The organism is Bacillus sp. 179-C3.3 HS (assembly GCF_047229225.1).
Lineage (GTDB): Bacteria > Bacillota > Bacilli > Bacillales > Bacillaceae > Bacillus.
Map to the genome: position 1 here is coordinate 146,952 of NZ_JBFEFT010000005.1, position 16,348 is coordinate 163,299.

The 16,348-nt window shown below is 42.1% G+C and carries 15 protein-coding genes and 1 pseudogene; 6 read left to right on the forward strand and 10 right to left on the reverse strand.

The window, feature by feature from the left end; genetic code table 11:
• The 7 genes from AB1K80_RS05620 to AB1K80_RS05650 all read right to left on the reverse strand — a co-directional run bounded on the left by AB1K80_RS05620 (position 1) and on the right by AB1K80_RS05650 (position 7,592).
• Complete coding sequence (locus tag AB1K80_RS05620; protein WP_412855637.1) at positions 1-216, reverse strand: acetyl-CoA carboxylase biotin carboxyl carrier protein subunit; 216 nt, start codon at positions 214-216, stop codon at positions 1-3.
• Entirely contained in the window at positions 213-1,562 is a 1,350-nt protein-coding gene (locus AB1K80_RS05625; RefSeq protein ID WP_412855638.1) for an acetyl/propionyl/methylcrotonyl-CoA carboxylase subunit alpha, read from the reverse strand. Before AB1K80_RS05625 ends, AB1K80_RS05620 begins: the two co-directional genes overlap by 4 nt.
• 8 nt (positions 1,563-1,570) lie before the next feature.
• Complete coding sequence (locus tag AB1K80_RS05630) at positions 1,571-3,205, reverse strand: AMP-binding protein (RefSeq protein ID WP_412855640.1); 1,635 nt, start codon at positions 3,203-3,205, stop codon at positions 1,571-1,573.
• Between the two features lie 45 nt (positions 3,206-3,250).
• A complete protein-coding gene (locus AB1K80_RS05635; RefSeq protein WP_412855641.1) occupies positions 3,251-4,393 on the reverse strand; it encodes an acyl-CoA dehydrogenase family protein in 1,143 nt (380 codons plus the stop codon).
• A gap of 137 nt (positions 4,394-4,530) precedes the next feature.
• A complete protein-coding gene (locus AB1K80_RS05640) occupies positions 4,531-6,063 on the reverse strand; it encodes a family 10 glycosylhydrolase (RefSeq protein WP_412855642.1) in 1,533 nt (510 codons plus the stop codon).
• 24 nt (positions 6,064-6,087) lie between these two features.
• Positions 6,088-6,894 (reverse strand): tyrosine-protein phosphatase, encoded by an 807-nt coding sequence (locus tag AB1K80_RS05645; RefSeq protein WP_412855643.1) that lies wholly within the window; start codon positions 6,892-6,894, stop codon positions 6,088-6,090.
• 128 nt (positions 6,895-7,022) lie between these two features.
• Positions 7,023-7,592 carry a branched-chain amino acid aminotransferase gene (locus AB1K80_RS05650; RefSeq protein ID WP_412855644.1) on the reverse strand — a complete coding sequence of 190 codons (570 nt, stop codon included), beginning with the start codon at positions 7,590-7,592 and terminating at the stop codon, positions 7,023-7,025.
• A gap of 171 nt (positions 7,593-7,763) precedes the next feature.
• Between AB1K80_RS05650 and AB1K80_RS05655 the strand changes: the two genes are divergently transcribed.
• The 3 genes from AB1K80_RS05655 to AB1K80_RS05665 are packed head-to-tail and all read left to right on the forward strand — an operon-like array spanning position 7,764 to position 11,452.
• The gene (locus AB1K80_RS05655) at positions 7,764-9,245 is read left to right on the forward strand and encodes a spore germination protein (RefSeq protein WP_412855646.1); all 1,482 of its coding nucleotides are present in this window, start codon (positions 7,764-7,766) and stop codon (positions 9,243-9,245) included.
• A gap of 12 nt (positions 9,246-9,257) precedes the next feature.
• A complete protein-coding gene (locus tag AB1K80_RS05660) occupies positions 9,258-10,355 on the forward strand; it encodes a GerAB/ArcD/ProY family transporter (RefSeq protein ID WP_412855647.1) in 1,098 nt (365 codons plus the stop codon).
• Positions 10,352-11,452: a Ger(x)C family spore germination protein gene (locus tag AB1K80_RS05665; protein ID WP_412855648.1), complete on the forward strand. Its 1,101-nt coding sequence runs from the start codon at positions 10,352-10,354 to the stop codon at positions 11,450-11,452. Before AB1K80_RS05660 ends, AB1K80_RS05665 begins: the two co-directional genes overlap by 4 nt.
• 45 nt (positions 11,453-11,497) lie before the next feature.
• Here the strand turns inward: AB1K80_RS05665 and AB1K80_RS05670 are convergent, their stop codons facing one another.
• A complete protein-coding gene (locus AB1K80_RS05670) occupies positions 11,498-11,728 on the reverse strand; it encodes an excisionase family DNA-binding protein (RefSeq protein WP_412855660.1) in 231 nt (76 codons plus the stop codon).
• A 189-nt stretch (positions 11,729-11,917) separates the two neighbouring features.
• Between AB1K80_RS05670 and AB1K80_RS05675 the strand changes: the two genes are divergently transcribed.
• On the forward strand, positions 11,918-12,520 hold the full coding sequence (locus AB1K80_RS05675; RefSeq protein ID WP_412855649.1) for a DedA family protein: 603 nt from the start codon (positions 11,918-11,920) through the stop codon (positions 12,518-12,520).
• A gap of 41 nt (positions 12,521-12,561) precedes the next feature.
• Here AB1K80_RS05675 and AB1K80_RS05680 read toward each other — a convergent pair whose 3' ends face one another.
• Positions 12,562-13,380, reverse strand: coding sequence for a uroporphyrinogen-III synthase (locus AB1K80_RS05680; RefSeq protein WP_412855650.1), 819 nt, complete (start codon positions 13,378-13,380; stop codon positions 12,562-12,564).
• A 139-nt stretch (positions 13,381-13,519) separates the two neighbouring features.
• Here AB1K80_RS05680 and AB1K80_RS05685 point away from each other — a divergent pair, with 139 nt between their 5' ends.
• Positions 13,520-14,140: an acetate uptake transporter gene (locus AB1K80_RS05685; protein WP_412855652.1), complete on the forward strand. Its 621-nt coding sequence runs from the start codon at positions 13,520-13,522 to the stop codon at positions 14,138-14,140.
• Between the two features lie 40 nt (positions 14,141-14,180).
• Here AB1K80_RS05685 and AB1K80_RS05690 read toward each other — a convergent pair whose 3' ends face one another.
• On the reverse strand, positions 14,181-15,200 hold the full coding sequence (locus AB1K80_RS05690) for an LLM class flavin-dependent oxidoreductase (RefSeq protein WP_412855653.1): 1,020 nt from the start codon (positions 15,198-15,200) through the stop codon (positions 14,181-14,183).
• A gap of 186 nt (positions 15,201-15,386) precedes the next feature.
• Between AB1K80_RS05690 and AB1K80_RS05695 the strand changes: the two are divergent.
• Positions 15,387-16,348, forward strand: a pseudogene (locus AB1K80_RS05695) (collagen-like protein); the annotation flags it as partial.

A 16,348-nucleotide genomic window follows, 5' to 3' on the forward strand; every position in this document is an offset into this window, starting at 1 on the left:
CTATTCCGTTAACTCCAAGAGCACCTCTCCCTCGCTGACAAATTCCCCCTCCGCTTTATGCAACTTACTGACGACACCTGCATCATCTGCGACAATCGGAATCTCCATTTTCATCGATTCCAAGATCGCCACCTCTTGCCCTTTTTGCACGACATCTCCTTGTTTCACAAGGAGCTTCCATAAGTTTCCGGTCATTTGAATCGTGACGGTCTTCATGAATGCTTTCCCTCTCTTTCCTTCATCAAAAAATCGGTGGTGATGCTTCCTTCTAAAAAGGCGGAAGATCCAGCCATTTTTCTTAAAAGTGGTAAGTTGGTTTTAATCCCTTCTATTTCATATGCGGCTAATGCTTCTTGTAATCGTTCAATTGCTAATAAACGTGTATCGCCATAGATGACCATCTTGGCAATCATCGGATCATAAAATGGGGTAATGACACTGCCGGTTGTGACGCTTGATTCATGTCGTATGTGCGAGGCAGTTGGTGCAGATAAGTGAGTGATGGTGCCTGGTGATGGATAAAATGTGACGGGATCCTCTGCATATATTCTGACTTCAATCGCATGACCGATTGGTTGAATATCTTCTTGATTGAAGGAAAGTGGTTCACATGCAGCGATTTTTAGTTGTTCTTCAACCAGATCAATGCCGGTGATTTCTTCTGTGACAGGATGTTCTACTTGTAGCCTCGTATTCATCTCTAGGAAATAGAATTGTTGATGTTGATCAAGTAAACATTCAATCGTTCCTGCATTTTCATAGCCAATTGCTTTGGCAGCTTGAATCGCCATTTGGCCCATGCGCTGTCTTACGGTGTCATCAAGCCTGACAGCTGGTGCTTCTTCGATGATTTTTTGGTGTCTTCTTTGTAGTGAACAATCTCGCTCATACAGATGAACGCCATGACCGAAGGAATCAAAAAGCACTTGAATTTCAATATGCCGCGCGTGTTCAATGACCTTTTCCATATACAAGGTGCCATCGTTGAAAAAACTTTTCGCTCTTTTTTGGTTTCCTTCAAATGCTCGCTTCAGCTCTTCATCATCGGAAGCGAGCTGCATGCCAATTCCTCCGCCTCCGCTTGAAGCCTTTAGCATAATGGGGTATCCGATGTTTCTTGCTCTTTTGATCCCCTCGTCTACATCTTGGATTGGGGATGAAACGCCAGGAACGATTGGGATGCCCGCTTGTTCCATTGTTTTTCGAGCTTCAATTTTGTTCCCCATTTGCTGAATGACTGTTGCAGACGGACCAATAAAAGCAATTCCTTCTTTGCGGCATCGATCAGCAAAATGGGCATTTTCTGATAACAAACCGTAGCCGGGGTGGATGGCATCGGCTCTTGTTTTTTTGGCTACGTCGATGATGGCGTCCATGTTTAAATAGCTCTCAGAAACTTTTGCACCCCCAATATGATGTGCGGTATCTGCTTCTTGTACATGAAGGGCATTCTTGTCTGCTTCTGAATAAACGGCCACCGTTTTGATGCCAAGCCGTTTACATGTTCGGATGATTCTACGGGCAATCTCGCCTCGATTTGCGATCAGTACTTGTTGAAACATCACTACGTTCACTCCTTTATCAAATCAAGCGCCTGTTGTTTCAGTCGAAACTTCTGGATTTTGCCTGAAGCGGTCATTGGATACGAATCGATAATGAAGAAATATTTTGGAATTTTGTAACGTGCCATCGTGGATTGACAATAATTCGTTAATTCATCAATCGTGATCGTGCAGCGATGTTTTAGTCGAATGAATGCGGCAGCTTCTTCTCCGTATGTCTCATCAGGGACACCTACAACTTGTGCATCAAGAATGGCCGGATGCGTGTATAGAACGTCTTCTATCTCCTTCGGGTAAATGTTCTCTCCACCTCTTATGATCATATCTTTCAGCCGGCCTGTAATCTTGACGTAACCGTCATGATCCATTTCAGCTAGATCTCCTGTATGAAGCCAGCCCTCTTCGTCAATGACTTCGTTCGTAGCTTCTTCGTTTTTATAGTAGCCTTTCATCACATGGTAGCCTCTTGTACACAGCTCTCCTTGCTCTCCTCTTTTCACTTCAACTTTCGTACCAGGCGCTATGATTTTTACTTCTATATGCGGGAGTGCACGCCCAACCGTCTGAACACGCTTCTCAAATGAATCGTCTGTTCTTGTTTGGGTAATGACTGGCGAACTCTCTGTTTGACCATATGCAATCGTCAGCTCTCTAAGTCCCATTTTTTCAATGACTGCTTTCATCACATGAGATGGACAGAGCGATCCTGCCATGATGCCTGTGCGAAGTGTTGATAGGTCATACTGAGAAAAATTCGGATGATCGAGTTCTGCAATGAACATCGTGGGGACACCGTGAAGCGCGGTACATTTTTCTTTTTCAACTGTTTGCAGTACACGCTCTGGATGAAACGATTCAATTGGAATCATGGTTCCGCCTTTTGAAAGGCAGGCAAGGACGCCAAGTACAGAGCCAAAACAATGAAAGAAAGGAACCGGGATACACATTCGGTCTTCCTCGGTTAGCTTCATACACTCGGCAATGTGACGGGCATTTAACACGATGTTTGTATGACTAAGCATGACGCCTTTCGGGTAGCCGGTTGTGCCTGACGTATATTGCATATTGATGACATCATCAGGCGATAGCATATTCAATCGTTCGTCCCAAGCAAGTTCACTGATGGTTTTGGCTTTCTCTTGCATCTGATCCCAGCCAATCATTCCGTTTGGCACGTGCTGTCCGATATAAATGCAGCTTTTTAAGAAAGGAAATTGTGCAGAAGTCAGTTTGCCTTGCTCGGCTGTTTGCAGTTCTGGGATTAGCTCATTGACCATCTGGACATAAGAAGTATCTTTAAAACCGTCGACGATCAATAACATTTTGCTATCAGAGTGCTTGAGTAAATATGCGAGTTCCTGTGATTGAAAATTTGTGTTCACTGTTACGAGAACAGCTCCAATGGAGGCACAGGCGAATTGTGCGATGAGCCATTCTGGTACATTTGGTGCCATGATGGCGATATGATCACCTTTTTCAACGCCTAGTGCCATGAGACCTTTTCCAGTTTGTTTTACGTGATTGTAAAACGCTTCGTATGAATAACGTAAAGAACGATCGGGGTAAACAACAGCTTCATGCGCTGGGTGCCGTTCTTTTTTCTCTAATAATAGGGAGCCGATGGTTTGTGGATGGATCGACATCTTTGCTTTCCTCCCTCACATGTAGTAAGCGTTTTCATTTCTGCGTTATGCTAACAGTTGTCTTGCGATAACGAGCCGTTGAATTTCTGACGTCCCCTCCCCGATTTCCATCAGTTTCGCATCTCTGACGAGTCGTTCTACACCGTATTCTTTCATATAGCCTGAACCTCCGTGTATTTGAACGGCTTCAAGACTTGCTTTTGTCGCCATTTCAGAGGCGAAAAGTTTGGCATAGGCTGCTTCTTTTGTAAAGGGTTTGCCTTGATCTTTTAGCCATGCCGCTTTCCAGACCATCTGTCTTGCAAGCTCTATGTGCATTGCCATATCTGCCAGTTTAAATTGGATGGCTTGGAATGAAGAAATGGTCTGACCAAATTGCTTTCGTTCTTTTGCATAAGCGAGTGAAGCATCGAGTGCAGCTTGTGCAATCCCAACTGATAAGGCGGCAATGGAAATGCGTCCGCCGTCTAATGTGTATAAAAATTGTTTGAACCCTTTGGATGGATCACCTAATATGTGATGTGCTGGTACACGCACTTGATCTAAAATAATTTCAGCTGTATCTGAACCGCGCACGCCCATTTTGTCATATGGACTTGTAATGGTTAGTCCCTTTTGTCCCTTTTCTACGATAAAGGCGGAGATGATTGGGCGGCCACTTGCATCTCGATCCGTTACGGCAGTCACGATAATCGTCCGTGCAAAGTTCGCATTCGTAATCCAGCACTTTTCACCACTAATGACATAATCTTGTCCGTCTTTTATCGCTTTTGTTTTTGTTCCTTTTGCATCTGATCCAGCGTTCGGTTCTGTTAAACCAAATGAACCAAGTGCTTTGCCTGATGCGAGCGGAACAAGGTGATCTATTTTTTGCTGTTCTGTCCCGAAATAATAGAGCGGACTTGCGCCTAACGAGACCGCTGCCGCATAGCTAAGACCTGTACTTGCACACTGCTTTCCGATTTCTTCAACAGCTAATGTGTATGAAATCGTATCACCATCTGAACCCCCATATGTCTCTGGGAATGGAATGCCCATTAGGCCGAGCTTCCCCATTTTTTGAAATATTTCTTCAGGAAATGTGGCTTGTTCATCAATGGTCTGGGCATGAGGTGCAATTTCTGCTATCGCAAATTCTTTGACCATTTGACGGATCATCTGTTGTTCCTTCGTTAATTCAAAGTTCATCTGGCTTCCTCCTTTAACAGCTTTCTATCAATATTTATTAATCAAGATGCCACTTCATGCTATGGGGAATCGAATTCAGAAAATTAAAACAAAGAAAAAAAGCATAAAATAGGAAACACCTATTTTATGCTTTTTCGTTATTTGATCGTTTTTGTGGTAGGTTTGCTCTCGTGATGGAGTCGATTCAGGGCAGTGATCTTGTAGGTATAGCGTTTCTTTTGATTCGCTGAAGGGTCTTTCATTGTTGTGCGCGAGCCTTCTTCTTTTCTGACTGTTTTTAGTAGTTCGTATGTCCCGTTAGTGGTCATACGATAGACAGCATAGTAGGCCGCAGTAGAATGTGGCTCATGTTGAATCTGCAACACCGCACCCTCTGTCGTCTTTTTCCCAGAATGAATGAGTGGTTTTTTTGGTGCTTGTTGATGGAGCCACGGCATTTCCGGAATGAGCGCTGGCTTTTGATAGGTCTCATTCATGAGCCGTTCCTTGACTTGTAAAGGATTCCGGTTGATGTCCTTTAGGCTAAAATGCATGCTCCCCTGCACGAGTGGTGCTTGTCGATTCAGTTTGATCTGGCGAAAGTACTCTTCGGGGTCAGACCAAGCAGGGTCACTATTTTGATTGATTTTATACGTTGCCTGACCAATGTAAAGGTGAACAGGCTCTCCATTTACTTCATTTGACCACCAATTCGTGAGCACGTCGTAAGCGGCTGGCTGAAAGCCAATGCTCCAGTAAATTTGTGGTGTCACATAGTCAAGATGATGTTGCTGAATCCAATGCCGTGTATCTGCATACAAATGATCATAATTCGTCATCCCTGCGGTTGTATTGGAGCCAGTCGGATCATCCTTTATATTACGCCAAACACCAAAAGGGCTAATGCCAAATTTCACATATGGTTTTTCTCTCTTGACGGTCTCATTGATTTGTTGGACCAAATGATTCACGTTCTGTCTGCGCCAATCTTCGATATGTGTGAACTCTTTTCCATACGTCTCATACGTTTCTTGGTCAGGAAACGGCACACCGGCGATTTGATTCGGATAGAAATAATCATCCATATGAACTGCATCAATGTCATAGTTCTTCACCACTTCTTTGATGCCATCTACAATAAAGTCTTGCGCGTCTGGAATTCCTGGATTGTAGTACAGTTGATTTCCATAAGCAACTGTCCATTCTGGATGCCGCTTCGCGGGATGATCGGAAGATAAGCGCCCGATGTCTGTGTGATTCATTGTGATCCGGTAGGGATTAAACCAAGCATGGAATTCGAGGTTGCGCTTGTGCGCCTCTTCTATCATAAATTCAAGCGGATCATATCCGGGATCTTTCCCTTGTGTCCCAGTCAAATACTCTGACCACGGACCATATCGAGATGGATAAAAGGCATCTGCCGTTGGTTTAATTTGCATGATGACCGCATTCATATTCATGGCTTGAATCCCATCTAACAGTTGAACCAATTCCTGCTTTTGTTCTTTTTCAGACAGTCCTTTTTTTGATGGCCAATCTAAGTTGAAGACTGATGCAATCCATACAGCACGCATCTCCCTGCTTGCTTCTAATGTCCCCTTTGCAATTGGCCGAGCTAGACTACTAGATGGAATCAATAAAAAAATGATCATAAACAGCATGACAACCCCTGTACTCATCTTCTTGCACATCGTATGCATCACCTCTAATGGAATTTATTCTATTTTGTGTGATGGAATGCCAGAAGATGGTAGAAGCAAGATGTTTTTCATTTGGTCAAGCTGGGCTTTTGGAACCTCACACGCTTCAATTAAATAACGTTCTACACTTCCGTATGTTTCCATCATTTCGTTTAGAACGTCCTCAAGATAATCTTGCTGTACGCCGAGAAGTGGCTGAACTTGTGCTTTTGATACGCGGTACAAGCTCATCATGCGAACAAAACGTTCTTGTCTTTTCACAAGGATTTGGACACCCTCATTTGAACGCATGTATTCTGATAAGACGGTGCGGATGGGCACACCTAATGCTAATTGAATGAGAGCAGATAAAAAGCCAGTTCGATCCTTTCCACTCGTACAGTGAAGCATAAGTGGATAGTTTTTTTCATCAGAAAGCAGCGTAAATAATTGCTGAATTTGCTTCTTCCGCTCATGAAGCATGCTCTGATATAAATCCTTCATGATAGGCGTAAATGAGAGAGATCTCCCTTCAGTTGTTAGCATGCGAAACATCGCCCATTTACTCGGCATGATACTGTCTGGCTGCATGGGGATATGAATGATCTTGTCGTGATTCTTCAACTTAGGTGGATGTGATTTGCGTTCTGAAGTTGTACGAAGATCGCAAATCGTTTGGATCCCTAGATTTGTGAACTTGGCGACATCTTGTTTCGTCAGGCGGGAAAGATTTGCGGATCGATAAATCATGCCACGCTTGATCATCACATCATCTGTTGTACAAACTCCGCCGACTTCTCTAAAATTAGCAAGCTTTGAAAATTGTATCGTTGGTTGATTCATAGAAGTAAAAGTCCTTTCATCTGGCTTGTCTCTATCATACGCTTTTATGTGATGAAGGAAAAGAAAAGTGATAAAGAACAAACACCATTGTCCATTTGCACATCGGTGAATCAAAAAAACGGCTCAGATTATGAGCCGTTTTTTGATTCATTCTTCTCTAGTTGTAATATGAGATGGAACAAAAAGCGATAAATGGCAGAGATCACGTTTGCTAGAGGCATGTCCTCCTGAATTTCTTCTAATTCAAGCACCTGTAAATTCACGTCAAACAACCCATCTTGACCATTAAATTGAAGGGTACCATTCAATGGTGAAAGCATCTCTTTCAGTACATTCGTCTCTTTTTTAGGACGTTTTAAGCCGAATAGTACGGTATACGTCTGAAAAACATCATCCCACTCGATGGCGAGTCCATCTACTTTCACTACCTCTGACCATTTGGATTCGATATAAATAAATTCTTTTGGATGGCTTTTCACATATGTAAGCGGTGTATACAAAAAAGATAATGCTTCTGTTTGAATCATTTCTTCCGTTTCCTTATTAACACGCTCAATATATGCATCACTAAAACGCGCTTCTTCATGAATGCTGTTTCCTTTTAACACCCAGTTTTGACGCGCCGCTTCATCATATTCAAAGTCTGTCAGTCCTTGCCCTTCATTCAATAAATCCAATAATCGATTTTGCAACGACATGGCTATGTCTCCTTTCATCTACTCCATTTGCGCTTATTATTTTAGCATAACACACACGAAAAGAAAGAGATGTCCAAAACCGTCCTGCTTCTGAGGTTGAATGCTTTTTTATGCATATCTTCCGTTAATTGGTTAGATAATAGAAAAAAATCTTGAGAGGAGACGGTTCAAATGCAAAAGAAAAACAAACAACAGGACCCGAGTTCAGTATTTGAGGCCATGTCTCATTCCTCTGATTTTACAAATGAGTTAGCACAGAGTGAAGCGTATCAATACAGAATGTCATATTTTCGTTCTTTGATTAATGGGAATCTCTTACATGAACAAATCCTGCCTGCTATGAAGCATTTACATGAACATCCCACTCTAGAAGAGTTAAAAGAGATCATCCCGATCGATCAAGGGGTGATCACAAGCGACAATGAAAAAGTGAAAGAATCCTTACATAGAGGTTGTATCGCGATCCGTCTTGAGACAGATTGGGACAAAGCGCTACTCTTCCCGATTGCAGATAAAAAAGGCAGACAAATTAGTCAACCTGAGATTGAATTTGGCATTATTAGTTCACAGGAAGCCTTTGTTGAGCTACTTGACACCAACTTAAATTTGATCAGACAAAGGCTCCCAACGCCGGATCTCAAAGTTGTAGAAAGGACAGTTGGTACTCTTTCTCAAACGAAGATCGCTGTTTTGTATATTGAACACATTGCCAATCCAGATAACATAGACACTGTCGTTCAGCGAATTGAAGACATTGATTATGACCAAATCTTAGATGCGAATTATCTTGCACAAATTCTTTATGATGAATCAAATACAATCTTTCCGTTGTTTTTAAATACAGAAAGACCTGACCGAGTCTCTTCAGGATTAGCCGAAGGGAAAATTGCTGTTTTGGTGGATGGTTCACCTCACACCTTGCTTGCACCGACGATATTGCTTGAGTATTTTTCGACGATGGAGGATTACAATACAGCGTGGATTACGGCATCTTCTTTAAGACTGTTGCGTATCTTTGCCGTCGTTTTTTCTATTTTTGCCACACCATTATATGTTGCGATTTTAACCTTTCATTATGAACTAATCCCTAAGGATTTATTAGAGACCATCGTGTCTTCTCGTTACCTCGTTCCCTTTCCGCCGATTGTTGAAGCTTTATTTCTCGAGATTTCCATTGAATTACTAAGAGAAGCAGGTTCGCGGCTGCCAGCAAAAGTTGGACAAACGCTTGGTATTGTTGGCGGGATTGTGATCGGGCAGGCAGCAGTGGCGGCTGGATTAACGAGTAATATTTTACTGATTATTGTGGCGTTATCTGCACTCGCTTCATTTGTGACACCTATTTACAAAATGGGGAACACCATTCGTCTGTTACGTTTTCCGTTCCTTTTTGCAGCACAGGCATGGGGGGCACTTGGCATTGCTTTAATGGGCTCTTTTCTCCTCACACATCTCATGAAATTAACATCAATTGGCCAGCCATATTTACAGCCGATTTACCCCCTTCGTTTAGCCGATTTAAAAGGAAGCTTGGTTCGCTTGCCATTGCGCTTTTTGAATAAAAGACCTCAAAATTTGCGTGTGCAAAATAAAACCATTCACCGCTCAAAGCCGAAGGTGGGCAAAAAGGGGAAAAATGATTTTTATGAATAAGGGAGTGAAAATGTGGTCTCTACTGTCAAAGAAAAATTTCAAATATCCCCTTTTCTTGTGTTCTTTTTAATCAATGCCAATCAAGTAGGGATCGGCATTTTAAATTTCCAATCAAAACTTGCGGCTTCATTGAATAATGATGGTTGGATGGCCATTTTGATTGCTGGTTTCAGTGTCAATTTGATGATCTTTTTGATTTATTTCATGTTTCGCCATGCACCAACAGCTGAATTTAGCGAGATTACGCAATATGTGTTTGGCAAATGGCTTGGGCAATTGTTGAATGTGTTATATATCCTGTATTTTGCTTCATTGTCTTTAACCGTTCTTGTTCATTATGTGGATGTCATTCATGTGTGGTTGTTCCAAGAAATCCCTGGATTGTTATTTGCCGCATTGCTGTTAGTGCTGGTTTATTATATTCACACTGGTGGCTTCAGAACAGTGACTGGCTGGGCTTTCTTTAGCATTGTATTAACGTATTGGATGACCTTTATCTGCTTTTACGTGATGAAGTATAGCCATCTTCGGTTTATGTTCCCAATGTTTGATCATTCGTTGATGGAGGTCATTGTAGGGGTGAAAGATGCCTCTTTAACAATGGTTGGCTTTGAAACCCTCCTTGTGTATTATCCCTTTATTAAAAAGGCACAAACATCACAAAAGTTTGCACATTTAGGTGCCTTATTCACGACAGGTTTGAATTTACTTGTTTTCCTCGTGTCTATTGCGTACTACTCGAGTTCCCAGCTGAAACTAACGAAATGGCCAACATTGACATTTACGAGTATTGTCAAACTCCCTTTTATTCAGCGTTTTGAATTTATCGAAATCTCATTATGGCTCTTGATTATTATTCCGAATGTAGCCATCCCGCTATGGGCAGCGAGCAGGATGGCGAAACAAGTGTTTCATACGAAGCAATCGATGATGTTACTGATTCTTAGTATCATGGTTTTGGTCATGTTTTCGTTTTTTGCTGGGGCAACCTCTTTTGAATCCTTTAATAAATGGATTGAATATAGTGGATACATCCTTGCGTATGGATTGATTGTATGCCTGATTATCATCTTATTGCTGAAAAAAAGGTGGGTGAAAAAACGAGCATGAAACGTTCCCTTCTGATCAGTCTTATGTTATTGAGCCTTTTCTTAACTAGCTGTGCACAGCCGCGCCTTCTAGACGAATTAAATATCTCACAGGCAGCAGGATTTGATTTAGCGGAAGACGGAGAAATGAATGGCTTTTTTGTCTTTCCTGTGTTTAAAAGTGAACAACAAGGGAGCTATCAAATATTAAGTGCCAAATCAAACACCATCAGTAATATACAGTTTCTCGTTTCAGAGAAATCGCCGTTTCCTGTCGTCATGGGTCAAATTCTCGTCATTTTAATTAGTGAAAAGCTGGCAACAGAAGTCGGTATGATTGATTTGATGAATTATATCTACCGAGACCCGATCATTGGTTCAAGGCAAATTTTTGCTGTTGTCGATGGAGATGTAGAAGATTTACTGTATACAAAAATGAATCAATCCAACTTAAATATCGGGGTGTATCTCGCGGATCTTCTCACTCAAAATATGCGAGAAGGAAACCAGCCCATGACCAACCAACATATTTTTATGAGTCAAATGATGGCTAAAGGAGTCGATGCCTATCTTCCGTTCATCAAAAAAACAAGTAATGCGATTGAAGTGTCGGGAATCGCTCTTTTTAATCATCAAAAAATGATCCACCATCTTCCTCGAGAGGATGCATTTACGTTCAAAGCAATGGTTGAAAACCATAAAAATGGCATTTATGAATTCAGATTTGATGATGAAGAAAAGACACATGTCGTCATTGAGAATATTAAATCACATGTTGATTATCAATTAAAACCAACGAAGAACTCAACTGAAAAACCGCATATTACCATTACAATCAAGCTAAAGGGTGAGTTAAAGGAATTTATGAAATCAAAAAAAATCGATAAGCTCTCTATTTTAGATCAAGTCGAAAAAGAAGTGGAGAATCGTGTTGCCAGCAAGGGAGCAGAGCTCGTTCAGTCATTTAAAGAGCAACACATTGATCCGCTTGGGCTCGGCCTAAGATATCGTTCTAAAGACAAAGCAATGACACCAGAAAAGTGGCACAACATATACCCTGATGCTGATGTCCTAGTGAAATGTGAGATGGAGATTGTTCAAACGGGCGTTAGTGAATGAAAAAAACTGTGAGAAAAGATCCAACTCTTTTCTCACAGTCTTTTTTTAATCCTCATCCTTTACATCTGGATCTTCTGGGATGGGTTCATTTAAAATTTCACGCACAAGTTCTTTATACTGTTCAAGTTGTTTCAAATGGGTTTGAAATTGCCCTTGATAAATGAGATACGATTCCCCATCAAATACGTAGCGTATCTTTTTTTGTTGGATTAATGTTTGAATATATGCTTCTGATACATCGAGATATTCTGCTGTTTCTGCAATTGTTAAATACATCATTGTGCACCACCAGTTCGTTTCATCTTACAAATTATATCACGACTGATTCATCTTTTTTCATCTTTCTGTACTCGTTTCTTCTGAATTGGACAGGACGTGCTGGACGACTTGTTAAAGATCATCATGAGAGACGTGAAACAAGCATAGGATGAGATAAAATGAGTATGTAAAGGCAGTGTGAAGTGAATGGGACACATGTTAAATGAAGTGTTAATTTGGCTCACGAGTCTTGGTTATGTGGGCGTTGCGCTTGGGTTAATGATTGAAATCATTCCAAGTGAAATCGTCCTTGCATATGGTGGGTATATGGTATCAACTGGAACCATTGGGTTTATGGGGGCTGTGATCGCTGGGGTCATCGGCGGAACGATTGCCCAGTGCTTTATTTATTGGATTGGGTTATATGGAGGCAGACCTTTTTTAACGAAGTATGGAAGATTCTTATTGATTCACGCGCATCATATTGAAATCGCAGAGCGTTGGTTTGAACGGTATGGAACGGTTGTCGTCTTTACGGCACGTTTTATCCCTGTTGTCCGTCATGCGATTTCTATTCCAGCAGGGATTGCCAAGATGCCTTTTTTCAAATTTGTTGTATTGACAGGCTTAGCTGCCATCCCTTGGTCTATTCTATTTATATATCTCGGTATGCAGCTTGGCGCGAATTGGGATCATGTTCAAAGTGTCGCCCATTCATATACAACACCGATTATGGCGATTGCCATTCTCCTCATCGTGAGTTACATCGTCATTAAAAAAATTCGTACGAATCGAAAATGGCCCATTTAATCAGAACGCCTTTCACGTCAGCTGTGAAAGGCGTTCTTTTGTTAGCGTGTCGATTGTTTTTTCATATATTGAGATAGTTCTATGATCATGGCACCCATTCTTTCAAGAGATGGAGCAAGGATTCGCTCCACGCCTTCTTCCCTTAAAGCCTCGGCTGTTACTTTACCGACAGCCACAGCCAGCACTGGTTGTTCGAACATGCGTTGAAGCTCGTCTCTTCTCCCCCATTCTGTTGTTAGTTTGAAAAAGGCATGAACTTGGACAGCAGTCGTAAAACAGACAGCATGTACCTTTCCCTCTCGCATTTCAGAAAGCAATGTTTCGGCAGCTTCTGGTTGCGGAGGGATATGTTGATATGGCAACAATGACAAAACGTCTGCTCCCTTGTCATGTAAAAACTGAATAAGTGCTGGGGCATTTTCTCCGTGAAGCTGAACCATCACTCTCTTCCCTTGAAAATCATGATGCGCTAATTTTGAAATGAGATCACGAACGGTTCCGTCTTCATCTGACACGTCAGGCTGAATACCGCGTTTTTTTAAGGCGGCATAGGTTTTATAGCCTCTCGATGCAATTTGGGCTTTTGATAATATATCCATAAACGATGCACCTACGTTTAATTCTTCTGCACTCTCAATTAATGTATCTGTCCCAATTCCTGTTGTCAAAATGACCCAATCGGCTCCTTGTTTGACAAAGGTTTCAATGCCAGGCTTTAATTCCTCTTTCGCTAGAAATACAGTTCCTTGAAGAGACCGAATGACGGCTTGTCCTCCCTGCTTTTCAACAAGTGTACGCATTTCTTCTGTTTTTCGTGTTCCGCAAATGGCAATCGTTTTTCCTTCTAAGCCTTTTCTCATGCTATCCCTCTTTTTCTATCTCATGTGATATGTATAATATAGATTTATTTGGAAGGTGATGCAAGAGTCTACTAAAAAGAGCTTGACGATTCTATCGAATTCGAGTATGGTTTGTTAGTGTTAAATGTAGGAGGTTACTATGGAAAAACAGAACGTTCAAGCAATCCGATTATCAATTGCAGACCCAACACCACTCGGTTTATTTGGTCTCGCAATGGTGACGCTCGTTGCGTCTTCACAAAAACTAGGAATCACTGATGGCACTTCTCTCATTTTACCTTGGGCTATCTTCCTTGGAGGAATCGCGCAGCTGATTGCGTCCATACAAGATTCAAAACATCATAATATTTTTGGAGCAACAGCCTTTGGCGCATTCGGTCTTTTTTGGATGGGCGTTGGAACAACTTGGCTTATTCAAGCAGGTGCGTTTGGGAAGGCATTAGCAGAATCCGCTGATCCAAAACAACTAGGGTTTGCCTTTATCGGCTACTTGATTTTCAGCTTGTTTATGACGATTGGCGCAATGGAAACACATAAAGTACTATTTATGATTTTCGTCTTTATTGATTTCTTATTCATTGGTCTTTCCCTTAGCACATTTGGTGTGATGTATGATGTGACGCACATGATCGCAGGTATCTCAGAACTCATCATCTCCCTGCTCTCTTTTTATGGTGCCGCAGCTGTTGTGCTCAATACTCATTTTGGGCGTACTGTGTTGCCAGTTGGACAACCATTTCGTATATGGACAAAAGAGTAAATAAAAAAGAACTGCCCACTCGGCAGTTCTTTTTTTATGTTTATTTCGATTGTTCTTCTTGGAAAATGTCTGCAATGATCTCATAGGAACGCATTCTTTCATCATGATCAAATACATCTGATTGAATCATCACTTCGTTTGCTTGTGTATTTTCAATAAAGGCTTCTAATTCTTCTTTGACCTTTTGTTTATCTCCGATGATGGTTGAACTTAATTGTTCATGGACCATTGCTTTTTCATAAGGCGTCCACAATCCTTCCATACTGTCGACAGGTGGCTTTAGTTTTCCAGGTGTATTACGAATGAGACTCAAGAAGCGCTGATCGTGTGAGGTTGCCAAATATTTAGCTCTTTCTGTGTCATCCGCCGCAACAACTGTCACTCCAACCATGGCATATGGTTCGTCTAATACATCAGAAGGTTTGAATGATTGTCTATACAGTTCTAGTGCAGGGATTGTATGTTTTGGTGAGAAATGCGATGCAAAGGCAAATGGTAGCCCAAGCTCTCCTGCCAGTCTAGCACTAAACCCACTTGAGCCAAGAAGCCAAATAGGAATGTCCAACCCTTCTCCCGGAACAGCTCTTACATGTTTTTTTACCTGACCTGAAGGTTTGAAGTATTGACGAAGTTCTTCAAGCTGCTCCGGAAAATCCTCTCCATTATGAAGGTTTCGTCTAAGGGCGCGTGCCGTTAATTGATCCGTTCCTGGCGCTCTTCCAAGACCTAAATCAATTCTTCCTGGATACAGAGTTTCGAGTGTACCAAACTGTTCTGCGATGACAAGTGAAGAATGGTTTGGTAGCATAATGCCGCCAGATCCAACCCGAATTTTTTCGGTTCCTCCAGCAATGTATCCAATTAACACAGACGTTGCAGAGCTTGCAACACCTTCCATATTATGGTGTTCTGCAAGCCAGTATCTATTGTATCCCCACTTCTCCGCTTTTTTGGCCAAATCCATACTATTGTCAAAAGACTCTCTAATGGTGCCGCCTTCTGTTACAGAAGATAAATTTAAAACGGAATATGCTGTGTTTCTTAAAACTGATTGACTCATAAATGATGTCCCCATTTCTGTCAAAAATCCAACTCATTTCATTCATTCAACACCATAACATAAAATCATTTGGTTTTTAAATCATTTGATTCGATGATCTTCGAAATGATGAATTGATGATGATTTTGACTTCCCATTTGAAACTCCTTACATAGAATGAATTATCAATGATAGGAGATGGGCAATTTGTACAATCAATTCGAACACAAATGTCCCGTTTGCGGGAAGGTCCATGGACAGTCTCATTACAAAAGATCACGTCATGACCGTGTGCCAAGTCATGCCTGTCCATTGCACAAACAAAACCCACCGAAGCACAAGTACCCTCAAGGGAACCCTTCGTGTCATAAGATAAAAGACAAAAGTCACTTAAAACCAAAACAAACAGTTGTACGAAGAGGCCCAGCAGGTCCTCCTGGTCCAGCTGGACCCACCGGCCCTACAGGCCCTGCTGGTGGTCTAAGCGCCTTGGTACCGTTTAATCCATCTCAATCACAACGTTACAGAGCTGGTCAAGTCGTTACGTTCAATGGAAATGCGTATGTGGCCAATGTAGATGCTCCGACCGGAATACCAGGCGTGTCACCTGATTACACGCTTTTAGCTTCTTCTGGTGCCACAGGAATTACTGGCTCAACTGGAGCTACCGGTCCTACAGGTATTACCGGTTCAACTGGACCTACTGGCGAAACAGGAATCACCGGTTCAACTGGACCTACCGGTGCCACAGGTATCACTGGTGCGACTGGACCTACTGGCGCGACAGGAATCACCGGTTCAACTGGACCTATTGGTCCTACAGGAATTACCGGTTCAACTGGACCTACCGGTGCCACAGGAATTACTGGCTCAACTGGATCTACTGGTGCTACAGGAATTACTGGTTCAACTGGATCTACAGGTCCAACAGGAATCACCGGTTCAACTGGATCTACTGGTTCGACTGGAATCACGGGTCCGACCGGATCTACTGGTGCGACAGGCATCACTGGTACAACTGGATCTACCGGTCCTACAGGAATTACCGGTTCAACTGGACATACCGGTGCCACAGGAATTACTGGCTCAACTGGAGCTACCGGTGCGACTGGAATCACTGGTTCAACCGGATCTACCGGTGCCACAGGAATTACTGGTACAACTGGAGC